General features: G+C 70.1%; 25 protein-coding genes. 5 read left to right on the forward strand and 20 right to left on the reverse strand.

Annotation, left to right across the window (positions count from 1 at the left end):
• Window positions 1-48 precede the first annotated feature (48 nt).
• Window positions 49-417 (forward strand): helix-turn-helix domain-containing protein, encoded by a 369-nt coding sequence (locus AKJ08_RS07890; RefSeq protein ID WP_050725567.1) that lies wholly within the window; start codon window positions 49-51, stop codon window positions 415-417.
• Window positions 418-430: 13 nt separating this feature from the next.
• On the opposite strand, the gene AKJ08_RS07895 is transcribed toward AKJ08_RS07890, so the two are convergent.
• On the reverse strand, window positions 431-772 hold the full coding sequence (locus AKJ08_RS07895) for a Rieske (2Fe-2S) protein (protein ID WP_050725568.1): 342 nt from the start codon (window positions 770-772) through the stop codon (window positions 431-433).
• Window positions 773-963: 191 nt separating this feature from the next.
• On the opposite strand from AKJ08_RS07895, the gene AKJ08_RS07900 reads away from it, so the two are divergent.
• A complete protein-coding gene (locus tag AKJ08_RS07900; protein WP_050725569.1) occupies window positions 964-1,209 on the forward strand; it encodes a hypothetical protein in 246 nt (81 codons plus the stop codon).
• A 115-nt stretch (window positions 1,210-1,324) separates the two neighbouring features.
• Here the strand turns inward: AKJ08_RS07900 and AKJ08_RS07905 are convergent, their stop codons facing one another.
• Window positions 1,325-3,052 (reverse strand): NAD+ synthase, encoded by a 1,728-nt coding sequence (locus AKJ08_RS07905; protein ID WP_050725570.1) that lies wholly within the window; start codon window positions 3,050-3,052, stop codon window positions 1,325-1,327.
• Window positions 3,053-3,384: 332 nt separating this feature from the next.
• Between AKJ08_RS07905 and AKJ08_RS07910 the strand changes: the two genes are divergently transcribed.
• Both AKJ08_RS07910 and AKJ08_RS07915 read left to right on the forward strand, forming a co-directional pair.
• The gene (locus AKJ08_RS07910; RefSeq protein ID WP_050725571.1) at window positions 3,385-3,738 is read left to right on the forward strand and encodes a response regulator; all 354 of its coding nucleotides are present in this window, start codon (window positions 3,385-3,387) and stop codon (window positions 3,736-3,738) included.
• A gap of 164 nt (window positions 3,739-3,902) precedes the next feature.
• Window positions 3,903-6,923 carry a hypothetical protein gene (locus AKJ08_RS07915; RefSeq protein ID WP_050725572.1) on the forward strand — a complete coding sequence of 1,007 codons (3,021 nt, stop codon included), beginning with the start codon at window positions 3,903-3,905 and terminating at the stop codon, window positions 6,921-6,923.
• Window positions 6,924-7,026: 103 nt separating this feature from the next.
• Here the strand turns inward: AKJ08_RS07915 and AKJ08_RS07920 are convergent, their stop codons facing one another.
• A complete protein-coding gene (locus AKJ08_RS07920; protein ID WP_050725573.1) occupies window positions 7,027-7,749 on the reverse strand; it encodes a YebC/PmpR family DNA-binding transcriptional regulator in 723 nt (240 codons plus the stop codon).
• 233 nt (window positions 7,750-7,982) lie between these two features.
• On the opposite strand from AKJ08_RS07920, the gene AKJ08_RS07925 reads away from it, so the two are divergent.
• The gene (locus tag AKJ08_RS07925) at window positions 7,983-9,863 is read left to right on the forward strand and encodes a sulfatase-like hydrolase/transferase (protein ID WP_050725574.1); all 1,881 of its coding nucleotides are present in this window, start codon (window positions 7,983-7,985) and stop codon (window positions 9,861-9,863) included.
• A 7-nt stretch (window positions 9,864-9,870) separates the two neighbouring features.
• Here AKJ08_RS07925 and AKJ08_RS07930 read toward each other — a convergent pair whose 3' ends face one another.
• The 17 genes from AKJ08_RS07930 to AKJ08_RS08010 all read right to left on the reverse strand — a co-directional run bounded on the left by AKJ08_RS07930 (window position 9,871) and on the right by AKJ08_RS08010 (window position 23,701).
• On the reverse strand, window positions 9,871-10,413 hold the full coding sequence (locus AKJ08_RS07930) for a hypothetical protein (protein WP_050725575.1): 543 nt from the start codon (window positions 10,411-10,413) through the stop codon (window positions 9,871-9,873).
• A 72-nt stretch (window positions 10,414-10,485) separates the two neighbouring features.
• Entirely contained in the window at window positions 10,486-10,902 is a 417-nt protein-coding gene (gene nusB, locus AKJ08_RS07935) for a transcription antitermination factor NusB (RefSeq protein WP_050727480.1), read from the reverse strand.
• A gap of 10 nt (window positions 10,903-10,912) precedes the next feature.
• Window positions 10,913-11,386, reverse strand: a complete 474-nt coding sequence (gene ribH / locus AKJ08_RS07940) for a 6,7-dimethyl-8-ribityllumazine synthase (protein WP_050725576.1) — start codon at window positions 11,384-11,386, stop codon at window positions 10,913-10,915.
• The gene (gene ribB / locus AKJ08_RS07945) at window positions 11,387-12,691 is read right to left on the reverse strand and encodes a 3,4-dihydroxy-2-butanone-4-phosphate synthase (protein ID WP_050725577.1); all 1,305 of its coding nucleotides are present in this window, start codon (window positions 12,689-12,691) and stop codon (window positions 11,387-11,389) included.
• Window positions 12,688-13,332 carry a riboflavin synthase gene (locus AKJ08_RS07950; protein ID WP_050725578.1) on the reverse strand — a complete coding sequence of 215 codons (645 nt, stop codon included), beginning with the start codon at window positions 13,330-13,332 and terminating at the stop codon, window positions 12,688-12,690. Before AKJ08_RS07950 ends, ribB begins: the two co-directional genes overlap by 4 nt.
• An 88-nt stretch (window positions 13,333-13,420) precedes the next feature.
• Window positions 13,421-14,503, reverse strand: coding sequence for a hypothetical protein (locus AKJ08_RS07955; protein ID WP_050725579.1), 1,083 nt, complete (start codon window positions 14,501-14,503; stop codon window positions 13,421-13,423).
• A gap of 151 nt (window positions 14,504-14,654) precedes the next feature.
• Complete coding sequence (gene ribD / locus AKJ08_RS07960) at window positions 14,655-15,752, reverse strand: bifunctional diaminohydroxyphosphoribosylaminopyrimidine deaminase/5-amino-6-(5-phosphoribosylamino)uracil reductase RibD (RefSeq protein ID WP_050725580.1); 1,098 nt, start codon at window positions 15,750-15,752, stop codon at window positions 14,655-14,657.
• On the reverse strand, window positions 15,749-16,216 hold the full coding sequence (nrdR, locus tag AKJ08_RS07965; RefSeq protein WP_050725581.1) for a transcriptional regulator NrdR: 468 nt from the start codon (window positions 16,214-16,216) through the stop codon (window positions 15,749-15,751). Before nrdR ends, ribD begins: the two co-directional genes overlap by 4 nt.
• A gap of 12 nt (window positions 16,217-16,228) precedes the next feature.
• Window positions 16,229-17,479: a serine hydroxymethyltransferase gene (glyA, locus tag AKJ08_RS07970; RefSeq protein WP_050725582.1), complete on the reverse strand. Its 1,251-nt coding sequence runs from the start codon at window positions 17,477-17,479 to the stop codon at window positions 16,229-16,231.
• A 68-nt stretch (window positions 17,480-17,547) separates the two neighbouring features.
• Window positions 17,548-17,997 carry a ribose 5-phosphate isomerase B gene (rpiB, locus tag AKJ08_RS07975; RefSeq protein ID WP_050725583.1) on the reverse strand — a complete coding sequence of 150 codons (450 nt, stop codon included), beginning with the start codon at window positions 17,995-17,997 and terminating at the stop codon, window positions 17,548-17,550.
• A 4-nt stretch (window positions 17,998-18,001) separates the two neighbouring features.
• Window positions 18,002-19,243 (reverse strand): beta-ketoacyl-ACP synthase II, encoded by a 1,242-nt coding sequence (fabF, locus tag AKJ08_RS07980; RefSeq protein WP_050725584.1) that lies wholly within the window; start codon window positions 19,241-19,243, stop codon window positions 18,002-18,004.
• Window positions 19,244-19,458: 215 nt separating this feature from the next.
• Window positions 19,459-19,701 (reverse strand): acyl carrier protein, encoded by a 243-nt coding sequence (gene acpP, locus AKJ08_RS07985; RefSeq protein WP_050725585.1) that lies wholly within the window; start codon window positions 19,699-19,701, stop codon window positions 19,459-19,461.
• 226 nt (window positions 19,702-19,927) lie between these two features.
• Window positions 19,928-20,674 (reverse strand): 3-oxoacyl-[acyl-carrier-protein] reductase, encoded by a 747-nt coding sequence (fabG, locus tag AKJ08_RS07990; RefSeq protein ID WP_050727481.1) that lies wholly within the window; start codon window positions 20,672-20,674, stop codon window positions 19,928-19,930.
• An 80-nt stretch (window positions 20,675-20,754) separates the two neighbouring features.
• On the reverse strand, window positions 20,755-21,693 hold the full coding sequence (gene fabD / locus AKJ08_RS07995; RefSeq protein WP_050725586.1) for an ACP S-malonyltransferase: 939 nt from the start codon (window positions 21,691-21,693) through the stop codon (window positions 20,755-20,757).
• Window positions 21,694-21,811: 118 nt separating this feature from the next.
• The gene (gene plsX, locus AKJ08_RS08000) at window positions 21,812-22,822 is read right to left on the reverse strand and encodes a phosphate acyltransferase PlsX (RefSeq protein WP_050725587.1); all 1,011 of its coding nucleotides are present in this window, start codon (window positions 22,820-22,822) and stop codon (window positions 21,812-21,814) included.
• A 12-nt stretch (window positions 22,823-22,834) separates the two neighbouring features.
• Window positions 22,835-23,014, reverse strand: coding sequence for a 50S ribosomal protein L32 (gene rpmF, locus AKJ08_RS08005; RefSeq protein ID WP_050725588.1), 180 nt, complete (start codon window positions 23,012-23,014; stop codon window positions 22,835-22,837).
• A gap of 102 nt (window positions 23,015-23,116) precedes the next feature.
• A complete protein-coding gene (locus AKJ08_RS08010) occupies window positions 23,117-23,701 on the reverse strand; it encodes a YceD family protein (protein WP_050725589.1) in 585 nt (194 codons plus the stop codon).
• Window positions 23,702-23,823: the final 122 nt, after the last annotated feature.

Raw genomic sequence — 23,823 nt, forward strand, 5'->3', positions numbered from 1 at the left:
ACCCGTGAATGAGACGGGCCGCCCTCACGGAAACGGAGTCGAGGCGAAATGAGCACGAAGACCAAGGATCTCTCCAGCCGAATCGCGTCCCGCGTACGAAACCTCCGGACCGAGCGCAACTGGTCGCAGCCGGAGCTGGCGCGGCGCTCCAACCTCTCGAACGCGATGGTGAGCATGGTGGAGCGCGGCGAGCGCACGCCCTCGCTCGAGGCGCTGTCCTCCCTCGCCGCGGCCCTCGAGGTCGATGCCGCCATCCTCCTCAGCGCCGACGAGACGGCCTCCATGAAGGCGGATGCCCGCCGCCTCGCGACGGAGCTGTCTGAGCTCAAGCTCCCCCGCGCGGACATCGAGGCGATCCGCCGAATCGCCCGTGCCCTCGCCACGGAGCTCCAGGCCCAGGCGCGCAAGCGCAAGTAGCGATCGGGCGGGATCAGGGATCCTCTGACCAGAGGATCCCGTCCTCCTCGACGATCTTCACGGCCGCCAGGCCCGTCCCTTTTCCGCAGACCCCGCCCGCACACGATCCGTCCAGCGGATCGAAGAGGGCGCCGTGGGCACGGCAGAGGAGCAGGCGGCCGTCCCGTGCGAAGAACGAGCCGCTCCCCAGGTCGAGCTCGAGGGCCCGGTGCGTGCAGACGTTGACCCAGGCGCGGAGCTGTCCCTCGAAGCGGATTGCGAAGGCCTCCACGTCGCCATCCGGCCGGGGCAGCCTGAAGCGGATCGCGCCCCGCTCCACCAGTTCCTCGCTTCTGCCGATCGGGATTCGCGCCACGGGCGGCGGACCCTAGCGGACGGACCGATCGGGGTCAATCCAACGAGTGAATGCCGCCCTTCCCGCCTGCGGGCGGGACCTCCCCGCCCCGTCGAGCAGCCGAACCGGGGGAGGTGCATCCGTTGCCCGGCGGATGACGGTGCCTAGTTTCCCCCCAGCGTTTTCCGACGTTCGGTCAGGGAGGCAGCGCAATGGCAGCCATGGATTCCTCGGGCTCCCGTGGGGCACGCGACGACGAGGAGAGCTTCCTCGACTGGGACGGGCGGGCGACCCTCTTCGACGAGGAGGACGAGGAAGAGAACGAGGAGGAGGAGGACGACTCCGAGGACGAGGAGAGCGGCGTGGTCCGGGACGACGAGGAAGAAGGGTCCGACGAATCGCCCTTCGACGCCGACTCCGAACCGGACGATCCGCCGGGAGAGGTCCTCGACGATTGACCTCACAGGCTTGGAGAGCTCGTGAAGGAATTCGCGAGCTCTCGCGAAGCCGAAGGCGGAGCAGACGAAAAGAAGAGCGTTCCCGCGCGGATCGCCGCTCTTTACACGCTCCGAATCAGTCCTCGTCGTAGCCCTGGGCGATCGGGTAGCGCCACGCCTCGCCGAAGGCGCGCGGCGTCACCTTGAGCGAGGGCGCCGCCTGCCGGCGCTTGAACTCCGACGAGCGCACGAGCTTCCGCACCCGCCGCACCACGGCCTCGTCCTCGCCGGCGGCGACGAGCTCGTCCGCGGAGCGCCCTTCGACGACGTAGCCGGCGATGATCCGGTCGAGAACCTCATAGGGAGGCAGGCTGTCCTGATCCGTCTGCCCCTCGCGGAGCTCCGCCGAGGGCGGCCGGGAGATCGTCCGGCTCGGGATCACCTCGCGGTCACGGTTCACGTAACGGGAGAGGGCGTAGACCACGATCTTCGGCAGATCGCCCAGGAGGTTCAAGCCTCCCGCCATGTCTCCGTAGAGGGTGCAATACCCCACTGCCGACTCGCTCTTGTTGCCGGTGGTGAGGAGAAGCGCCCCAAGCTCGTTCGAGAGGGCCATGAGCAACACGCCGCGCGATCGGGCCTGGAGGTTCTCGTAGGTCAGCGTGGGCGTGCGCCCCTCGAGCACCGGCGCGAGGGTCTCCTTGAACGCTTCGAACGCGGGCTCGATCGACAGGGTCTCGAAGCGGATCCCGAGGTTCTCCGCGAGCGCCGCGGCGTCGTCCTTCGAGATCTGCGACGTGTACTGCGACGGGAGGGCGACGCCGATCACGTTCTCGGCGCCGATCGCCGACACGGCGAGAGCGGCTGTAAGGGCCGAGTCGATCCCTCCCGAGAGCCCGAGCACCACCTTCTCGAAGCCGGTCTTCCGCAGGTAGTCGCGGAGCCCGAGCCCCAACGCGCGGAGGAGATCGTCGAGGTCCTCGTCGCTCGGCGCCCCGTCGCGGAACGGAGACACCGGATGGCGCGGAGAGCTCGTCTCGGCGCTGCCCTTCGCGGCCGGCGGCGGGCTCGCGATCGCCTTCGTTCCCGCCGCAGTCGGCTCGACATCGACGATCAACAGGTCCTCCTCGAACGCCTTTCCGCGAGCCAGGATCTCGCCGTCCTTCCCCACGACGAGGCTGCGCCCGTCGAAGATCAGCGCGTCGTTCCCTCCGACGAGGTTGCAGTAGACGATCGGCACCCGGTGCCTGCGAGCGCACGCCGCGAGCATGCGCTCCCGCTGCTGCGGCTTCCCGACCTCGAAGGGCGACGCCGACGCGTTGATCACGAGCTGCGCCCCAGCGGCCACTGCCTCCTCGACGGGATCGCGCTCGTACCGACGCTGCCGCCAGTAGGTCTTGTCGTTCCAGAGGTCTTCACAGATAGTCAACGCGATCTTCACGCCTTCGTGGTCGACGATCCGCACCTGCTCGCCGGGGTCGAAGTAGCGGGTCTCGTCGAAGACGTCGTAGCTCGGCAGGAGGATCTTGCGCGCGACGGCGAGGGTCCGGCCGCCACGGAGCCACGCGGCAGCGTTGTGGACGCCGGTCCCCCTGCCCGGATGGGGCTCGGCAAAGCCCGCGTAGAGCGAGATCGGCAGGGAGGCCGTCGCCTTCGCCAGGTACTCCAGGGCCTCCACGTTCTTCGCCACGAAGCCGTGGCGCGTGAGGAAGTCCCTGGCCGGGTATCCCGGGATGGCCTGCTCGGGGAGCACCAGGAGCGTCGCTCCCTTCGCGGACGCGTCGCGGGAGAGGGCGGCGATCCGGTCGGCGTTCTCCCGAAACGCGCCCACGGTGGCGTTGAACTGTCCGATGGCGACGCGCATCGCTTCCCTCTCCTCTGACCCGCGGCGTCCGTGCGACGCGACGCGAAAAGCTGCTCCCGCCTGCCTCGATCGGGCAAGGGAAATGACCGTGGCCCGGAGCCCCGGACGAGAAGCGTTCTAGCCGAAACGAAGGCGCTTCGACGCGGATTGCGGCCTCCCCCTCCTCTGCTAGAACTCCACGCTCCGATTTGCATCGACGGCTCGGTTCCCACCGCTTGCCACCGTCGGGCGTCGCGTACGGGGCCGCCCGTCCGTCGCCCCGGATGGGCCAGCTGCGGCGATCGGGTCACGCGAGGGCGCACGGACCGTCCGCGCGCGAAGGAGACGCTCCTATGCCCAGGGTGTTGCTCATCGACGACGACACCGAGTTCCTGGACGTCCTCTCTGAGTGGCTCACGGGACGGGGGCACGAGGTGTCGACCCTGAGCGATGGCACCGCGGTCCTGACGGCCCTGGACGAGTTCCAACCGGATCTGGTCGTCCTCGACGGCCTCCTCCGGGGGACCAGCGGCAGCACCGTGGCCCAGGAGATCGAGACGCAGCGCCAACTGCGGATCATCTACGTCTCCGGGCTGCCCCGAGATGAGTTCCCGGCAGACAGGCCCGTGTTCCAGAAGCCGATCGATCTAGACGTCCTGGACCGCTTCATCCGCGAGGAGGTCCGAGCGGCCGCAGACGGCACCTGACCGACCGTCCAGTCCCGCGGCCCGGGGGGCGGTCTCGCTGGACGCTGGCATTCCCCCGCCCCTTTCCGATAGTTTGACCACAAATCAACCTTCCGCCCCGTCGGGGCTGGGAGGCGATGGAGGTCGAAGTGTCGCGATTGGGCATTGGATTCACGATTTTGGCGATGTCGCTCGCCGCCGCTTGCGGCGGAAGCGATCCCGCCTCGCCCGGCGGTTCCGGCGGCTCCGGCGGGTCGGGCGGTTTCGCCGGCGAACCGTCGAACGGCGGCTCCGGAGGAGACTCGTCGACCGGCGGCTCCGGCGGAGACTCGTCGACCGGCGGCACCGGCGGAGACTCGTCGACCGGCGGCACCGGCGGAGACTCGTCGACCGGCGGCACCGGCGGAGATTCGTCGACCGGCGGCACCGGCGGAGATTCGTCGACCGGCGGCACCGGCGGAGATTCGTCGACCGGCGGCTCCGGCGGAGACTCATCGACCGGCGGCACCGGTGGAGATTCGTCGACCGGCGGAACCGGCGGAGACGCGGGCGGCCCGTCTGAGGGCGGCTCGGGCGGCTCCGACGAAGGTTGCGAGCCGAGGACCTGCGAGGACGCTTCGGCGGTCTGCGGCGATGTCGACGACGGCTGCGGCGGGATCCTCCGCTGCGGCGAGTGCGGCGACGGAACGGTCTGCGTCGACGGGGCCTGCCTCTGCGTCCCCGCCAGCTGCGACGAGCTGGGCACGGCCTGCGGTCCTGCGGCCGACGGCTGCGGCGGCACCCTCGACTGCGGCGGCTGCGGCGACGGGCTGTCCTGCATCGACGGCGCGTGCACCTGCGCCCCGCGCACCTGCGCCGACGTGAGAGCGTCCTGCGGCGAGATCGACGACGGCTGCGGCGGCACCCTGCTCTGCGGGGTCTGCGAAGACGGCCTCTCCTGCATCGACGGCGCGTGCGTCTGCGCGCCCCGGACGTGTGCGGACGCGGGCGCTGCCTGCGGCCCGATCGACGACGGCTGCGGCGGGAGCCTCGACTGCGGCGGATGCGGCAGCGGGAGCACCTGCGCGAACAACCAGTGCATCTGCGTGCCGCTCGGCTGCGACGAGGTCGGAGCAGCCTGCGGCCTCGTCGACAACGGCTGCGGCGGCGCCCTCGACTGCGGCACCTGCGGCGACGGCAGCACCTGCCGCGACAACCAGTGCGTCTGCTCGCCCCTGACCTGCGCCGACCTCGGCGCGGCCTGCGGTGCGGTCGCCGACGGCTGCGGCGGCACCCTCGACTGCGGCGGCTGCGGGAATGGCGGCAGCTGCGTCGACAACCAGTGTGCTTGCGTTCCCGAGACGGACCTCGCCCTCTGCCGCAATGCAGGCGCGGAGTGCGGCCCGATCGTAGTCACCGACTCGTGCGGCGGCGTCCGCGTGATCGCGGACTGCGGCACCTGCATCGGCGCCGAGGTCTGCGGACTCGAGCAGGCCAACGTCTGCGGCAGCGCGACCCCGGCGTGGCGCTGGGAGCAGCCGTTCACCGGCGAGAACCTGAAGGCGGTGTGGGGCTTCGCAGCCGACGATACGTGGGCCGTTGGCAGCAACGGCGCCATCGTCCACTGGGACGGCACCGCCACCCGCATCGTCCCGAGCGGCACCACCGCGAACCTCCACGACGTCTGGGGCAGCGCGCCCGACGACGTCTGGGCCGCCGGCGACGCGGGCACCCTCCTCCACTTCGACGGCGCCTCGTGGTCGCCGGTGGAGTCCCACCTGACGACCCCGATCGTCTCGATCTCCGGGCACGCCGCTAACGACGTGTGGGCCATCGCGAGCGATGCTACCGGGAGCCTCTCCCTGCACTTCAACGGCACGGACTGGAGGATCGTGCCCGTCTCCGTCCTGGGCGCCGGCCAGACCCTGCGCCGGGTGCGCGCCATCGCGCCGGACGGCGTCTGGGCGGTGGGCAGCAAGGGCACGGTGCTGCGCTGGAATGGCACGATGTGGGAGCGGAACGATCCGGGCAGCGCCACGGCGGACTTCCAGGACGTCTGGGGCGAAACCGGAAGCCACGTCTTCGTCATCGGCGGGATCCCGAACGGCTCGACCACGACCCCGGTCGTGCGCCGCTGGGTCCTCACCGCGTGGATGCCGATCTCGTACACGACGGGTCTCTCCACGCTCAACGACGCGCCCCTGCGCATTTGGGGCGAGGCGACGACCGGGAACCCCTGGCTCGTGAGCCGGGCAGCCTCGGGGAACCGCCTCTATCGCTGGCTCCCCAACACCACGGCGTGGTTCGAGGAGACGACGAAGCTGGCCATGCCCCGACCGCTGGCGGTCGGCGGAACGCCCAACGGCGACCTCTGGGTCTCGGGAGAGGGCGGGCAGCTCAAGAGGCAGGACGGGAGCACGTTCGCTCCCCTGACCGAGCCCGCGCTCTCGTGCAGCGTGGTCTTCGCCCTGGGACAGGATGCCTGGGCCGGCTGCGGCCCGAACGTCTACGCGCGCGAGACGACGGGCTGGACCGCCCTCCCCGCGCTGCCGCCGGTCACCAACGCCACGATCACGGCGATCTGGGCCTCCTCGCCTACGAATGTCTGGGTGGCCTCTACGGTCTACGACTCCCGGATCTTCCGCTGGGACGGCGCAGCCTGGACCCTGGAGCGCGCAGAGGCCTACAAGGTCCTGGCGCTCACCGGCGACGAGAACGGCATGTGGCTCGGTGGTGACACCAACCTCCTCCGCCGCCTGGAGGGCGCCACGAACACCAAGATCCCGAACGTGCCGTCGTCGGTCGTCCGCGGCCTCTACAGCGCCTGGGCTGGTCACGCCGTCGCCGTGGGCACGAGCGGCAAGATCGGCGTCTACGACGGCGCGACCTGGACCTGGACGACCCCCGTCACCAGCAGCACCCTCTTCACCGCCGTCCACGGCAGCAGCCCCGACGACGTCTGGGCGATCGCGAACGGCGGCGACGCCGTCCACTGGAACGGAGGGAGCTGGACCCGTTCCCGGATCGGAACCAAGGACCTGGTATCGATCACGGTGGTCTCGCCGACGGAGGCGTGGGCCCTCGACACCGACGGCCTGCTCTACGGCTGGAATGGCACCGACTGGAGCAGCAGCCGCGTTCTCCAGCCGTTCAGCGCCCGCTCGATCTCGGCCATGGGCCCAGGCGATCTCCTCACGGTAGGCACCGGCATCCAGCACTTCCGGTAGACCCCGGAAACGACCGCGGCGGCGTCCGAGTGGGCGCCGCCGCAAATCGAGCCAGAAGCGAAGGGCAATCGCGCCATCCCCGACCGGGATGGCGCGCGTCTTTTCAGCCCAGGTTGTGGAAGACCTGCTGGACGTCGTCGTCCTGCTCCATCGAGTCCACCAGCTTGAGCACCTCGGTGGCCTGCTCTTCGGAGAGGTGCACGAGGTCGTTCGGCACGTAGGCCGACTCGGCGGAGATCGGCGTGATCCCGCGGGCCTCGAGGGCCGCCTGCAGGTGCCCGAAGTCGTTGAAGAGGCAGCGCAGGATGAGCTGCTTCTCGCCCTTCTCGCCCTCACCCTCGCCGAGCTCCTGGAGCCCCGCGTCGATGAGCTCGAGCTCGAGCTCGTCCGCATCTACGCCCGCGGGGTCGAGGCGGAAGACGCCCATCCGCCGGAAGAGGAAGCCGACGCTCCCGCTCGCGCCCAGGTTCCCGCCGCCCTTCTTGAAGTGCATCCGGACGTTCGCCACCGTGCGCGTCACGTTGTCGGTGGCGGTCTCGACGAGGATGGGGATCCCGTGGGGCCCGTAGCCCTCGTAGAGCACCACCTCGTAGTCCTGCTGGTCCTGGCCGGCGGCGCGCTTGATCGCGGCCTCGACCTTGTCCTTCGGCATGTTCGCCGCGCGGGCGTTCTGGAGCACCCGGCGCAGGGCGGAGTTGCTCTCGGGGCTCGTCCCTCCGGCCTTCACCGCGATGGTGATGTCCTTGCTGATCCGCGTGAACAGCTTGGCCATCTTGTTCCAACGCGCGAACATCGTGGCCTTGCGTGTCTCGAATATGCGTCCCACGCTCTTTTCCCTTTCGGCGAGCGTCCGGGGCACCAGGCACCCGGCGCGCGCGATCTCACGGGCGCAGCCTCGCTCATGCGCCCCTCTCTGTCGACCCGCAAAATGCGGTAGACCGGCCCGTTTCCAACCTTTGCCGCTCCGCGGAACCCGGCGGAATCGGGCAGCTTCCGGCCTACGCCTCGTGTAGTGTCCGCGGCGATTTCCGAACACGAAGAACGCGCCGGGAGAGCCATTTGTTCGCACGAGCCGCCGCCCGATCCGAGGCCCCTGCGCCGAGGAGCCTCCTCCGCCCCGCCCTCGCCTGGGCAGTGGTCCACGGCCTCCTCGTCCTTTGGTTCTTCCGCAAGCCTCTGGGCCTCGCGCTGGCCGACGCGCCGCCCCGCCTCCACCTCCCGCTGCTGGCGACCTTCGCGGTCCAGGCAATCTTCCTGGGCCTGGTCGGCTTCCTGGCCACCCTGCCCCTGCTCGCCTTCCGCCGTGCCTACGCCTGGGCCGCCCCCCTCCTGATCGGCCTCCTGTCGACCTTCCTCTACGTCGACTCCCTGGTCTTCGGATCGATCGGCTTCCACATCAACGGCCTGGTCCTCACCGTCGCCATGCAGCCCGGCGGCGGCCTGGCGGAGACCGGTCTGCCCAAGGACGAGATCGCCCTCCTCGCGGCCGTCGTTGCGGGACTCCTCGCCCTGGGGACGTGGGCCGGGAGCCTCGTCCTCCGGCGCTTCGCGTCCAGCCGTCGCGTGTGGACCTGGGTCCTCGCGATCGTCGGGTTGTGGACCGTGGAGCGCATCGGCAGCGCTGGCCTCGTCTTCGTCGGCGGGATCCCCCTCGAGACGGCCTCGACCACGCTGCCGCTCCAGCCGCCCGTGCGGATGAACAAGCAGTTCACCTCGATCACGGGCCGGCAGCCCGCGGTGGTGGCGGAGCTCTCCCTCGGCGGCGTGCCGCGGATCGGGACGCCGCCGGGCAAGCTGGACCCCGCGGATGTGACGCTCGACCGCAAGCGCGACGTGGTCTTCCTGCTGATCGAGAGCCTTCCCGCCGACTTCCTCGACCCCGAGGTGATGCCGAACCTGTGGCGCCGCTCGCGGGAAGGCACGGTCTTCCCCCGCCACTACAGCGCCGCGGCGGCCACCGACTACTCGGTGTGCAGCATCCTCTTCGGCCTCGACGCCCACCGCAGGGACGCGCTACTCGGCCTCGGTCGCACGCCCTTCCTCTTTCCCGCGCTGAAGCGGAACGGCTACGCGATCCACCTGCTCGCCGCGTCCTCCGTCGCGTGGATGGACCTGAAGGAGACCGTCTTCCGCGACGTCGCCGATCGCCTCCAGACCGACTTCGACGGCGCGTTCGACGAGCGGGACGCCGACATGCTCGCCAGGGCGGACCGGATCCTCGACGGCGCGTCCCCCGACGAGCCCCTCTTCCTCTTCCTCTTCTTCGCCGGCACCCACTTTCCCTACCCCTACCCGGAGCGCTCGGCGATCTTCGAGCCCGCCTGGGACGGCAAGGGAACCCTGAGCGCCTCCCGCGTCTCTCCCGAGCTCCTCCGGAACCGCGCGAAGAACGCCGCCCACGAGGTCGACTCCAAGCTCGAGGCCTTCCTCACCTCGTACGAGCAGAAGCGCGGCGGCAAGCCCGTCCTCCTGGTCACGGGGGATCACGGCGAGGAGTTCAACGAGAACGGCCGGGTCGGCCACGCCACGGACGTCACCGTGGGGCAGATCCACGTGCCGATGGTGCTCTTCGACGAGTCGGTCCCCGCGGGCACGGCGGACCGGCCCACGGGGCACGTGGACATCCTGCCCACGATCCTCTCGCTCCTGGGCGACGAGCACGACCCTGCGCTCTATTCCGACGGCCTGGCGATGCAGAGCGCTCCCGAGGATCGCTACGTGCTCTCGGTGGCGGGGTGGCTGCGGAAGTTCGCGCTGGTGAGCAAGGACATGAAGGTCACCCTCCACGAGACCATGGAGGGCGTGCGCGTCACCGATCCCGAGGATCGGCCGCTCCCGGACGCCGAGGCGCGCTTCGCCGCCGATTCGCCCAGGCTGCTGCGGCGCCTGCGCGGCCAGGGGCACGATCGCGAGGAGCTCGGCAGCAGCGTGGCGCGGTAAGCGGCGCCTACTTCGCTAGCTTCGGCTCCACGGCCTTGGCGGCCGCGGGCTCGACGAGGCGGGCGTAGACGAAGGAGTCCGCCGCCACGGCCAGAGCGCGGTCCGCAGCGCGCAGGTCGGGGGCGAGGAGCGTGAGGCGATCGATCCCGGCCTCATGGGCCGCGCTCACGGCCTCTCGGGCAGAGAGGTGGGCGCCGTCGACCTCCCAGCCGACGGGGCAGAGGGCGACGTCGCTCCCGCCCGCACGCACCACCGCGCGCAGAGAGACCGCCAGCGGCGCGTGCCCGCCTCCGGCGCCGAAGACGAAGATCCGGGAGACGGGGAGGCGCCCGGCGGGCACGGTGAGCAGCGCCTCGCCAGCGGCTCCGGCGAAGAAGCCCTCCTTCACCCGACGCGTCAGCTCCCCGCACATGCGCCAGTCCACGAAACCGGCGAGGCCCCGCAGCGGGCGATCCCCCTCGCCGACGAAGAGCACGAGGTCGCCGGCGTCGAGGCGATCGAGCCCTTCGAGCGAGAGAGGCGCAGCCTGGAGTTGGAGGGTGCGCGACAAGGGATCAACCCCGGGAAGAAGGTGAGGCGCGAAGCCCCGAGGCCGCGCAATGCGAGCCGCGGCCGGACATTTCTAGAGCCTACCCGCCACGCGCGCGACCTTGTCGAGGATCCCGTTGACGAAGGCCGGGGAGCCCTCGGCGCCGAAGGTCCGGGCGATCTCGACCGCCTCGTTGATGACCACCCGGCCCGGGGTATCGGTGTGGAGGAGCTCGAACGCGCCGAGCCGCAGGACGTTGCGGTCGACCTTCGCCATCCGCTCCACCCGCCAGCTCTCCGACTGTGCCTGGATCGCCGCGTCGAGCGACGCGCGATTCTCGATCACGCCCCGGATCAACTCCTCGGCGAAGCTCGAGGCGGCGGCCGACGTCGGCTCGTCCACCGTGGCCCAGAAGTGGGCGAGGCCCTGCGGGAGTTCCGCGGGCGTTGCGTTCTCGAGGGAGAAGAGCGCCTGCACCGCGCGCTCGCGTCCCACGTGTCTCTGCTGGATCGCGGGCACCCTACGCCCCCTTCCCGAGGTCGCGGAAGAGGTTCGCCTGCTCGATCGCAGCGAGCGCGGCTTCCGCGCCCTTGTTGCCTGCCTTGGTCCCGGCGCGCTCGATGGCCTGCTCCACGTTGTCGCAGGTGAGCACGCCGAAGGCGACCGCGCAGGGCGCCTCCATCGACACGTGCCCGACGCCCTTGGCGCACTCGCCCGCCACGTAGTCGAAGTGGGGCGTGCCTCCGCGGATCACCGCGCCGAGCGCGATGACCGCGTCGTAGCGGCCGCTCGCTGCCATGCGCTTGACCACCGGCGGGAGCTCGAACGTTCCCGGGCAGCGCGCCACGTCGATCTGCCCCTCGTCGACTCCGTGGCGACGCAGGGTGTCGATGGCGCCCTCGAGCAGCCGCTCGGTGATGAAGGCGTTGAAGCGCGAGACGCAGATCGCCACTCGCAAGCCGGTGCCGACCATCCCACCTTCGTAGGTACGCATCTAGCTTCGATCCTTCCTGGCGGCCTTCTTGGCAGTCTTGCCGGACGTCCCGCGGGAGTTCGCCACGCGGTGGGCCGCCACGCGACCCGTCCCTGCCACGGACCGGCGTCCTTCTGCAACCTCGATCGGGAGGCGATCCACCACCTCGAGGCCGTAGCCCTCCAGGCCGACCAGCTTCTTGGGGTTGTTCGAGAGGAGCCGAAGCCGCCGGATCCCCAGATCCGCGAGGATCTGGGCGCCGAGCCCGTAGTCGCGGAAGGGGCCGGCGCTCTTCTTCGCCATCGCCTCCTCCACCTCCGGCGCCATGCGCGCGCACTTTAGCGCCTGGGCTCCGGCCCGCCCCTCCTGCTGGAGATAGACGAGGGCGCCTCGACCCTCCTCCGCGATCCGCGCCAGCGAGCGCCGCAGGTTCACGCCGCACTCGCAGGCCGCCGAGCCGAAGACGTCGCCCATGCCGCAGGCGCCGTGCATCCGGACCAGCACCGGCTCGAGGCCGCGCACATCGCCCTGGACCAGCGCGATGTGGGTGCGGGGATCGCCGCTCGACTGGTACGCGATCGAGCGGAAGGTGCCCACGCCCGCCACCTCGAGCTCGTCCTCTGCCACCCGGCGTACCAGGCGCTCGCGCTCCAGGCGATACCGGATCAGATCGGCGATGGAGACGATCACCATGTCGTGGGTCTCGCCGAAGCGCTCGAGATCCTTCATCCGCGCCATGGTGCCGTCGTCGTTCATGATCTCGCAGATCACGCCGGCCGGCTCGAGGCCCGCGAGGCGCGCGAGGTCCACCGAGCCCTCGGTCTGGCCGGTGCGGACGAGCACGCCTCCGGTCCTGGCTCGCAGCGGGAAGATGTGGCCGGGGCGGACGAGATCCTCCGCCCGCGCTTCCGGCGCCACCGCCGTCAGGATCGTGTGGGCGCGGTCGTGGGCCGAGATCCCCGTGGTCACGCCGCGCGCGGCCTCGATGCTCACGGTGAAGCCGGTCTGGAACGGCGACTCGTTGTCCGTCACCATCATCGGCAGGTTGAGCCGCTTGATCCGATCCTCCTCCAGCGTGAGACAGATCAGGCCGCGGCCCTCCTTGGCCATGAAGTTCACCGCCTCCGGCGTGACCTTCTCGGCGGCCATGCAGAGGTCGCCTTCGTTCTCGCGATCCTCGTCGTCCACGAGGATGATCATCCGGCCGTCGCGGATGTCGGCGATCGCGCGCTCGACCCGCTCGAGGTAGGACGGCGAGCTTTTGGGCTGGCCGGCGGGCTTCTTGCTGGCGTTGCTAGAAGGGCCTCGACCGATGCGGTTGCTCATGCGAATCCATGCTCTTTCAGGAAAGCTTCGTCGAGCTTTCCGGCCCGCCCCCTCGTCGCGAGGAGACGTGCCACGTACTTGCCGATCAAATCCCCCTCCAGGTTGACCTTCGCCCCCACGCTCTTGGACGCCAGCGTCGTCGCGCCCTGGGTCTCGGGGATGAGCATCAGGGAGAAGCGCGCGCCGTCGAGCGCGTTCACCGTCAGCGAGATCCCGTCCACCGCCACCGAACCCTTCTCGATGAGCCACGGCTCCATCGCCGTCGGCGCCTCGATCCAGACCTCGAGGAACGCACCTGCGGGGTGCTTGGCCACGATCCGGCCGACCCCGTCCACGTGGCCCAGCACCAGGTGGCCGCCCAGGCGGTCCCCGAGGGCGAGGGCCCGCTCGAGGTTCACTTTCGCGCCACGCTTGTAATCCCCGAGGGCCGTCCGCGCGAGGGTCTCGGGCGACGCCTCGGCGGCGAACCAGCCGGGTCCCTGGTCGGTAACGGTGAGGCAGCAGCCGTCCACCGCGATCGACTCGCCGTGGTCGAGGCCGCCAGCGGCGAGCTTCGGCGCTCGAATCGCCACGCTCGTCCCGCCCGATCGGGGCTCGAGCCTCTCGACCTCCCCCACTTCCTGGATGAGTCCGGTGAACATCGCGCTCCCTGGGCCTGCGGACCGGGGCCCGCGCGGGCGCCACCCTACCCCAAACCGGGAGCGTTGGGATCCTCGCCGGGTAAGCGCGTTAGAGGACTTCGACCACCACGTCCATCTCGACGGACTCGTCCTCCTGGACCGCCTTGAGACGGAAGCGTCCATCCGGCGGCACGGGTACGTTCGCGAGGCCGGAGAACCGCTGGTTGAGGAGGATCTCTTCGTCGAAGTCGTCGAAGTTCGTGACGAAGACCCGGAGGAGCTGAGCGGCGCCCTTGATCTCCCATTTCAGAGGTAGGGTCGCGCCGACCGGGTAGGGTCCCCCGAGCCCCGCGGACTCGAACGAGACGAGGATCGGCCTCACCGACACCGACAGCGTGCGGGAGGTCTCGCCGCCCGGGCCCTTTGCGAAGAGCTCGTACGACGTTCTCTGCTGCGGGGAGACGGAGAGGGAGCCGGACGGCTCGTTGCGGGAGAACACGGACGAGCCGGACTTGACCTCGATCTGCGTCGAACCCGAGACGGTCCAGTGCAGCAGCGTAGAGCCCTGGTGGTCGATGACGGCGTCATCCGCGAAAAAAGAAACCACCGGCGGCCCGAGCACCTGCACCGTGGCCTCAGCCTTGGCGACGGCCTCGCCGCGACGGGCCTCGAGGGTATAGGTCGTGGTCGCCTGCGGCGTCACCTCGAGCGAGCCCTCCGGGTTCAGGCGGCCGGCTCCCGGGACGTCGACCCCGTCGCCATCCACGATCCGAATCGACTCGGCATCCTTCGTCTTCCAAGAGAGCGTCGATCGTCCGCCCCGATCAATCAGAGCGGGCTCCGCCTCGAAGGAGTCGATCGTCGCTTCCGAGGGATCCACGATCACCTTCGTCGAGCTCAGTCTCGCGATCCCTCCGGCCTTGGCCTTCAGGTCATAGCGCGTGGTCTTCTTCGGCGCGACCTGGACGCTGCCCGCCGAAGCAGGCTCACCGCGCAGGTCGACGGAGCGGCCGTCTTCGTCGGTGATCGCGATCTCGGCGGCTCCGTCCGTCTGCCAGGAGAGCACCGACTTCTGCCCCGACACGATCCGGGCGGGATCCGCGCCGAACGAGACGATCACGGGACCATCGAAGCCGGAGCCGGAGCCGTCCCCGCCACAAGCGGTCGCGGCTGCGAGTACGAGAAAGCTCATCCGGACAAGGACACGTCGCAAAGGGCTCATCTCGGCTCTCCTGTCGTAAACGATTCGGGGCAATGGGATGGCTTCAAGCAAACACGAACGCACACCCTGCGTCAAAGCCCAGCCGTCCGGAAGGTCTCACGCCCTCCCGCAGGGCCCCCGATCAGCCGCGGTCGCGGATGGGCCGCGCGTCGACCAGCAGGTCGCCGCCCACGAGCTCCGCGCGCTCGAAGCGCACGCGCAGCGCGTCTGCGACCCGATCGACCGCGGGCGCGTCCGTCCAGGCGGGACCGCCGCCGAAGACCACGGGGCCGTAGTGGACCAGGAGGCGGTCGACCAGGCCGGCCTCGAGGAAGGCCCCGAAGACGCGGGCGCCCCCCTCCACCAGCACCTGCACCACGCCGCGGGCCGCCAGATGGGCGAGGAGGAAGGCGAGGTCCACCCGGCCCCCCCAGCTCGCGCACTCCACGACCTCGGCGCCAGCCGCCCGAAGCCGATCCGCCCTCTCGGGCGCGGCCGGCCCGACGCAGGCGATCAAGGTCTTCGCCGAGGACGGCGCCGTGAGGAGCTTCGCGTCCGGCGCGATCCCGAGCCCACTGTCGAGAATCACGCGGAGCGGATCGCGTCCGCCGGGGATCCTCGCCGTGAGCAGGGGGTCGTCGGCCTCCACGGTGCCGCGCCCCACGATCACGGCGTCGACCTCGTCTCGGAGCCGATGCACTCGAGCCCGGGCCTCGTCGCCGGTGATCCAGCGGGAGTCCCCGGTGCGGGTGGCGATGCGTCCATCGAGGGTGGCGGCGACCTTGGCGATCACCCACGGGCGGCCCGAGCGGATGAAGGAGGTCCAGCCCTCGATCAGCGCCTCGCACTCCGCCTCGAGAGGGCCGACCTCCACCGGGATCCCCTCCGCCTCGAGGCGCTGGATCCCGCGGCCGGAGACGATCGGGTTCGGATCCGGCGTCCCCACGAAGACCCTCGCTACGCCGGCCCGGACGATCGCGGCGGAGCAAGGCGGTGTGCGCCCCTGGTGGTCGCAAGGCTCGAGGGTGACGTACAGATCGGCGCCGCGCGCTTCTTCGCCGGCGTCCGCCAAAGCGGCCGCCTCGGCGTGAGGGCCTCCCGCGCGGGCGTGGTGCCCCACCCCGACGACACGGCCCTCCTTCACGAGCACTGCGCCCACCGGCGGATTGGGGCTGGTGCGGCCGAGGGCCTTCCGGGCCTCCTCGATCGCGCGCCGCATGAAGCTCTCGGCGGCGCTCATCCCTTCTTCGCCTGACGGCCCTCGAGGGCCGAGAGCTCCTTCAGGAACTCGCCCACGTCGCGAAACTCACGGTAGACGGACGCGAAGCGGACATAGGCGACGTCATCGAGTGGCTGGAGCCTCTCGAGGATCGCCTCGCCGATGGCCTTGGACGGAATCTCCTTCTCGCCCGACTCCTGGAGCAGCCGCTCCACGTCCGAGACGAGCTCCTCCAGCATCTCCCCGGTGACGGGGCGCTTCACACACGCCCGCTGCACGCCGGCGAGGACCTTCTGCCGATCGAAGGGTTGGCGTGTGCCGTCCTTCTTCACCACCAGTGGCAGGATCTCCTCGACCCGCTCATACGTGGTGAAACGGCGGCCGCAGACGACGCACTCGCGCCGCCGCCGGATGGTGCCACCCTCCTGCGACACGCGGCTGTCGATGACCTTGTCTTCCAGCTCACCGCAGAAGGGGCACTTCATCCGCGAAGGACCTCAGGGCAACCCGTAGAGCGGGAAGCGCCGGGCGAGCTCGAGCACCCGGCCCCGGATTCGCGCCAGGTGGGCGTCGTCCTCGGGGGCGTCCAGGGCCTCGCCGATGAGGCCGGCGATCTCGACCATCTCGGGCGCGCCCATCCCACGGGTGGACACGGCGGGCGTCCCGATCCGGATCCCGCTGGTGACCATGGGCTTCTCGGGGTCGTTCGGGATCATGTTCTTGTTCACCGTGATCCCGGCCTTCCCCAGCGCCACCTCGGCCACGTTGCCGGTGGTCCTCTTGGGGCGGAGGTCGACCAGCATCAGGTGGTTGTCCGTACCGCCGGACACCAGCCGCAGACCCGCGCTGACGAGGCCCTTGGCGAGCGCCTGGGCGTTGTCGACGATCCGCTGCTGGTAGGCCTTGAAGTCGGGGCGCAGCGCCTCGAGGAAGGCCACGGCCTTGCCGGCGATCACGTGCTCGAGGGGACCGCCCTGGATGCCGGGGAAGATCTGCGAGTTGAGCGTCTTCGCGTACGCTTCCTTGCAGAGGATGAGGCCGCCGCGGGGGCCGCGGAGGGTCTTGTGGGTGGTGGAGGTCACCAGCTCCGCCAGCGGCACCGGCGAGGGATGGAGGCCCGTCGCCACGAGTCCCGCGATGTGGGCCATGTCCACCAGCATCACGGCGCCGCAGGCGTCCGCCGCCTTGCGGAAGCGCTGGAAATCGATGATCCGCGGATACGCCGAGGCACCCACCACGATCACCTTGGGCCTGTGCTCCTGGGCGAGGCGGTCGACCGCGTCGTAGTCGATGATCTCGTCGGGCGTGAGGCCGTAGGAGATCACGTCGAAGAGCTTGCCCGAGAAGTTGGGCTTGGCGCCGTGGGTGAGGTGGCCGCCTGCATTCAGGTCGAGCGCGAGGATCTTGTCCCCGGGCTTCGCCACCGCAAAGTACGCCGCCATGTTCGCGCCGGAGCCCGAGTGCGGCTGCACGTTCGCGTGCTCGGCGCCGAAGAGCTGCTTCGCGCGATCGATCGCGAGCTGCTCCACCTCGTCGACCACCTCGCAGCCGCCGTAGTAGCGCTTGCCGGGGTAGCCTTCGGCGTACTTGTTGGTGAGGACGCTTCCCACCGCCTCGAGGACGGCGCGGGACACGAAGTTCTCGCTGGCGATCAGCTCGAGGCCGTGGGCCTGCCTCTCGGCCTCCTGGCGGACCAGGCCGGCGATGGCCGGATCGATCTCGGCGAGGCTGCGATCGTGGGGGGTCATCTCAGGTGCTCCGTGGCCCCGTGTGGGGCCGTTCGTGTGGCGGATCGTCGAAAGACGCTCTTACCGCTCTACCGCGCGTTCTCGTCTTCCGCGTCGGAGATCTTCTGAACCCGGCGCTGGTGGCGTCCGCCTTCGAACTCCGTGTCGAAGAACGCCTCCGCGATCGCGGCGCCGAGGCCGATGCCCACCACCCGCTCGCCGAGGCAGAGCACGTTGGCGTCGTTGTGGGCCCTCGTGGCCCGCGCCTCGAACTCCGAGGTGCAAACCGCCGCGCGCACCCCGCGGTACTTGTTCGCGACGATCGACATCCCGAGGCCGGTGCCGCAGACCAGCACGCCGAAGCGCACCTCGCCGGAGCCCACCTTGCGGGAGACCTGCGAGGCGAAGTCCGGGTAGTCCACGGAGTCGTTTCCGAAGGTGCCCACGTCGTCGATCTCGAAGCCCCTCTTCTGGAGGAGCTTCGAGACCTCTTTCTTCAACTCGAGCCCGGCGTGATCACAGCCGACTGCGACCTTCATGGCGCTAGCCCCTCCAGCGGCGCATCGCCAGCACCACGTTGGTGCCGCCAAAGCCGAAGGAGTTGGAGATCGCCGCGTCCACCCGCACCTCGCGGGGCTGGTTGGGCACGTAGTCCAGATCGCAGTCCGGATCCGGGGTCTGGTAGTTCGTGGTCGGCGGGAGCACGCCGCGCAGGAGCGCGAGGGCCGAGATCACCGCCTCGATGCCGCCGGCGGCGCCCAGGGTGTGCCCCGTCATCGACTTGGTCGAGGACACCGCGAGCTTGTAGGCGTGCTCGCCAAAGACCGTCTTGATCGCCGCGGTCTCGTTGGCGTCGTTGAGCGGCGTGGAGGTGCCGTGGGCGTTGATGTAGCCCACCTCCTCCGGACGGAGACCGGCGTCGTTCAGGCAGAGCTGAATGCACCGGGGCGCGCCGTCGGGGGACGGAGCCGTAATGTGGTGCGCGTCCGCGGTAGTGGCATAGCCCACCAGCTCGCAGATGATCTGCGCGCCGCGCGCCTTCGCGTGCTCGAGCTCTTCGATCACGAGGACGCCTGCGCCCTCACCCTGCACGAAGCCGTCGCGATCCTTGTCGAAGGGCCGCGAGGCGGTATGGGGCGAGTCGTTTCGCGTGGACATCGCGCGCATGGCGTTGAAGCCGCCGATGCCCAGGGGCGTGATCGCCGCCTCGGCGCCGCCACAGAGGGCCATGTCGGCATCGCCGCGCTGGATCGTCTTCAGCGCCTCACCGATCGCGTGAGCACCCGTCGCGCAGGCGCTCACCGGCGACCAGGACGGCCCCTTCGCCCCCCAGCGGATCGACGCGTGGCCCGGGAAGAGGTTGGCGATCATCATCGGGATGAAGAAGGGCGAGAGGCGCTTGGGGCCCTTCCCGAGCAGCGTCTTGTGCTCGTCCTCGAGGCTCGAGAGGCCGCCGATGCCCGATCCGAGGATCGTGGCGAAGCGATCCGCGAGGGGACCGTCGACCGGCTGGTCGAAGCCAGCCTGGCGCATCGCCATGTCGCAAGCCGCCATGCCGAGCTGGACGAAGCGGTCCATCCGGCGGGCTTCCTTCTTGTCGATGAACTTCTCCGGCTCGAAGCCCTTCACCTCACCCGCGATCTGCGAAGTGAAGTCGGTGGGGTCGAAGAGCGTGATCCGGTCGATCCCGCTGGTTCCGGCGAGCAGGGCCTTCCAACCCTCCTCCACACCGATCCCCACGGCGGAGACCATCCCCATTCCTGTGACGACGACGCGTCGCTTCATACTTTGCGATCCCTCTGGAAGCAGGGGCAGACGCTCATCCACCACCTTTGGCAGCAACCGCGGCCAGGGGCCGGATCATCCGGCGGCGCGCGATCGCGGCCTCGAACCGGCGGGAGCTCCCGGAGGAATCGTTCCGGCCCGACCTCGCACTCTCGAGGCCCGGGCCGGCGGCCTCCCGGGAGGCTCCCGACCGAATGCCGCTGATGAGGCGGCGGCTACTTCTTGTGCGTGCTGATGAAGTTGATGGCGTCGCCGACGGTCTTGATGTTCTCGGCTTCCTCGTCCGGAATCTCGACCTCGAACTCCTCCTCCATCGCCATCACCAGCTCCACGATGTCGAGGCTGTCCGCGCCGAGGTCCTCGACGAAGGACGACTCCGTCTTGATCTCGTCCTCACCGACGCCGAGCTGCTCTGCGATGATGCCTCTGACCTTCGTCTCGATCTGGGTAGCCGCCATGAAAACGACCTCTCCGATATGCGGCCGCCTTCTTCAGGCGGCGTGAATTTGATTCCGATGCTGCTTCGTTGCTGCGTTCCGGCTGGTTGGGAACCCACCACCGTGGCCTGGCTCCCGGGGGACCGGCCCCCCGCACGCCGGAGCACCGTGCGTGCGTCATAGCATAGAGCCGCCTGCCAGGTGGTCCGGGAATTCGATCCCCACCATCCGGCCGGCGGCCGTGCCGCTACATGTACATGCCGCCGTTGACCCGGAGGACCTCCCCCGTCACGTAGGACGAGGCGTCGGACGCGAGGAAGGCCACCGCCGAGGCGACCTCCTCCGCAGACCCGAGCCGCCCGAGCGGGATCGCCTCGAGCATCTTCGCCCGCACGTCCTCCGGCAGGTCGCGGGTCATGTCGGTGTCGATGAAGCCGGGGGAGACGAGGTTCGCGCGGACGCCGCGGCTCGCCAGCTCCCGGGCGAAGCTCTTGGTGAAGCCGATGAGGCCCGCCTTCGTGGCGGCGTAGGCGGTCTGGCCGCCGTTGCCCATCTCGCCCACCACGGAGGTGAGGTTCACGATGCTGCCGGTCCGCTGCTTCATCATCGGACGGGCAGCGGCGCGGCTCAGGTAGAAGGCCGACTTTAGGTTCACCGCGAGCTGGCGGTCGAGGTCGTCGTCCTTGAGGCGCAGGAGCAGGCCGTCGATCGCGATGCCGGCGTTGTTCACCAGCACGTGGAGGCCGCCGTGGGCCTTCACCGTCTCGTCGATCGCCTGCTGGCAGGCGGCGGAGTCCGCCACGTCGAAGCGCTTCGCCTCGGCCTTGCCGCCGGCCGCCTCGACCAGCCCGCAGGTCTCCAGCGCCGCCGCCTCGTTGCCGGCGTAGTTGATCACGACGGTCGCGCCGCCCTTGGCCAGGGCCACCGAGATGGCGCGGCCGATCCCGCGCGAGCCGCCGGTGACGAGCGCCACCTTTCCCTTGAAATCGAACACGTCAGGCTCCTCGAGCGCGCCGGCGCTCACAACCCCGAGCGCTTGCGCGCCAGCCCCCGTTTCTACGGGGAGGGCGAAAGTCAAACAAGCGCAGCGAGCGTCTTTTCGAGCGAAGCCGGGTCCTCGACGTTCGCCAGCTCGATGCCGCGGTCGATCCGCCGCACCAGGCCGGTGAGCACCTTGCCGGGCCCGATCTCCACCATGTGCGTGACCCCGCTCGCGGCCATGGTCTGCACGCACTCGATCCATCGTACCGGCGCGACCACCTGCTCGACCAGCAGGCCGCGGATCCGCGACGCGTCGGAGTTGGGCGAGGCCTCGACGTTGGTGACCACCGGGACCGAGGGCGCGCGCACCTCGACCTGGCCGAGCACCTCTGCGAGGCGGCCCTGCACCGGCGCCATCAGGGCGCAGTGGAAGGGCGCGCTAACGGGCAGGGGAACCGCGCGCTTGGCGCCGAGCTCCTTGCACCGGGCCTGGGCCCGCTCCACCGCCGCGGCGGAGCCGGCGATCACGGTCTGCTCGGGAGAGTTGTAGTTGGCGGGAGAGACCACGTCGCCCTCCGCCACCTCCTCGCACGCGGCGCGGACCTTCTCGGGCTCGAGGCCGAGGATGGCGGCCATGGCCCCCACGCCCTCCGGCACAGCAGCCTGCATGAACTGGCCGCGCAGCCGCACCGAGCGGACCGCGTCCTCGAGGGAGATCGCCCCGACGGCGGTGAGAGCCGACCACTCTCCGAGCGAGTGACCCGCCACGAACGCGGGCCGGCCGCCGAAGCGGCGGGCGAAGACCTCGTGAGCGGCGATGCTCACCGTGAGGATCGCGGGCTGGGTGTTGGCCGTGAGCTTCAGGGCCTCTTCCGGGCCCTCGAAGCAGAGGGCCGAGAGCTTCTCGCCGAGGGCCTCATCGGCCCTCTCGAAGATCTCCCGGGCCTCGGGGAAGGTGTCGTAGAGGGCCTTGCCCATCCCGACGGTCTGGCTCCCCTGTCCAGGGAAGAGGATCGCGATCTGTCCCGCCATGGCTGCCCTCGCATCCGGTTCAAAGACAATGGGCCGCGCGTGATACCGAAACCCGAGCGGTTCGTAAAGCGCGGCGTTTGGCGCATCGCGTCGTCTCGCGCATGTTTCGATGGTCCTCTCAGAAGAGAGTGGCGGCCCTTGCCCCTGCCGCCGAGAGCTCGTCGCGGAGGTCGATGGAGGCCGCCTCCGCCGCCATTCGGATCGCGCTGCGGATCGCCCTGGCGCCCGACCGCCCGTGGGCGAGGATCACGGTTCCGTCGCAGCCCACCAGCGGTGCGCCGCCGTACTCCGCGTAGTCCAGCTCGCTCCGGAGCGCGCGGAGCGCAGGCCGCAGCAGCATGCCGCCGAGCTTTGCGACGGGCGACCGCCGGATGCTCGCCTCGAGCATGCCGCGGAACGCGAGGGCGGCGCCCTCGGCCGTCTTGAGCATCACGTTGCCGGTGAAGCCGTCGGTGGCGACCACGTCGCAGACGCCAGCGAACACGTCCTTCCCCTCCACGTAGCCGAGGAAATCGATGAAGGGATCCCGCGCGAGGGCCTCCATGGCGCTCCGGGTGAGCGCGGTGCCCTTGGACGCCTCCTCGCCGTTCGAGAGCAGCGCCACTCGTGGCCTCGGCACGCCGAGCACACGGCGGGCGTACGCCTCGCCGAGGAGCGCGTATTGGACGACGTCGATGGGACGCGCCTCCACCCGGGCCCCGGCGTCGAGCAGGGCTACCCGCCTCTGGCCTACGGGGAGGATCGCGAGGACCGCAGGCGCCTCGACGCCGGGCAGTCTGCCCAGCACGAGCTGCGCCGCGGCGAGCATGGCGCCGGAGTTTCCGGCCGAGAGCGCGGCATCCGCCTCGCCGCTCGCGACCAGATCGAAGATCACCCGGATCGAGGCGTCCCGCTTGCCGCGGATCGCCTGACGCGGGTGATCGGCCATCTCCACCACCTGCGAGGCATGGCGGACGGAGACCGGCTTCAAATGGGTTGCGCGAAGGCGGGCGAGCTCGGCGCGGATTCGACCCTCGTCACCGACGAGGATCGTCTCCACTCCGAGCTCACGACACGCCTGGACGGCGCCCTCGACGACGACTCGTGGGGCGCGATCGCCCCCCATCGCGTCGACGGCGATCCGCGCCATCGATCGAGCGCGCTACTCGGCGACCTGCACGACCTGCTTGCCCTTGTAGGTGCCGCAGGAGGGGCAGATCCGATGGCTGAGGACCGGCGCGGCGCAGGAGGCGCAGCGGGTCACGTTCGGGGGCGAGATCTTCCAGTTCGCGCGGCGCTGGTCGCGCTTCTGCTTGGACGTACGCTTCTTGGGGACGGCCACGACTTGCTCCTCTTCGCAGTTGCGGCCCCCCTTAGGCGCGCGTGGTTCACGCAGCCCGAGGCCGTTGCGGAACGCGCCTTCTACACGGGAAGGCGTCAGGAATCAACGATCGATCTTGATTCCTTTGAGACCAGCCCACCGGGGATCCGGCACGTGCTGGTCACAGGAGCAGGCTCCTTCGTTCAGGTTGAGGCCGCAGACCTGGCAGAGACCCTTGCAGTCGTCCCGGCAGAGGCTGTCCATGGGGAGCGCGAGGAGGATCTGCTCCCGCACGATCGGCGCGAGGTCGATCTCCCGGCCCGAGTAGAGGATCTGGTTCGCGTCGTCCGCCGCGAAGGACCCCCCGATCTCGCCATCGCCGTCATCGTCGCCGGCGGCGTTCGCCACCAGGTCCGCGACCTTGTCCCGATCCACGAGGTCGAGGAGGAAGTGCAGCGGGATCTCCAGGGGGACCGCCGCGAGGCAGCGCTTGCAGTCGGTCTCGACGCGCAGCTCGGCGTCCCCTTCGAAGACGATGTCGCGCTCGTTCACGCGCTCCAGGCGGGTGCCGAGGGTCGTGGCGGCGGCGGCGCGAAAGGCGGTGGGCGGCTCGGCGTGAAGGATCCCGTCGAGGTCCGCGAGTCTGAGCTCGCGCTGCTGGCGAAGCGGGGCCGCCTTGATCTGATCGGTCTTTACGAGGAAGTCCATGGTGCCTTTTAGAACAAAACCAGGGAGGAGAGGAATTTCGCTGCCCCCGGGCCCGACCCGCCTCGAGAGGCGCTCGGCCGCTGCGCGCCGGGCGGGTCGCGCCCTACCGTTTGGAGACCGTG

This window comes from Vulgatibacter incomptus (genome assembly GCF_001263175.1).
Classification (GTDB): domain Bacteria; phylum Myxococcota; class Myxococcia; order Myxococcales; family Vulgatibacteraceae; genus Vulgatibacter; species Vulgatibacter incomptus.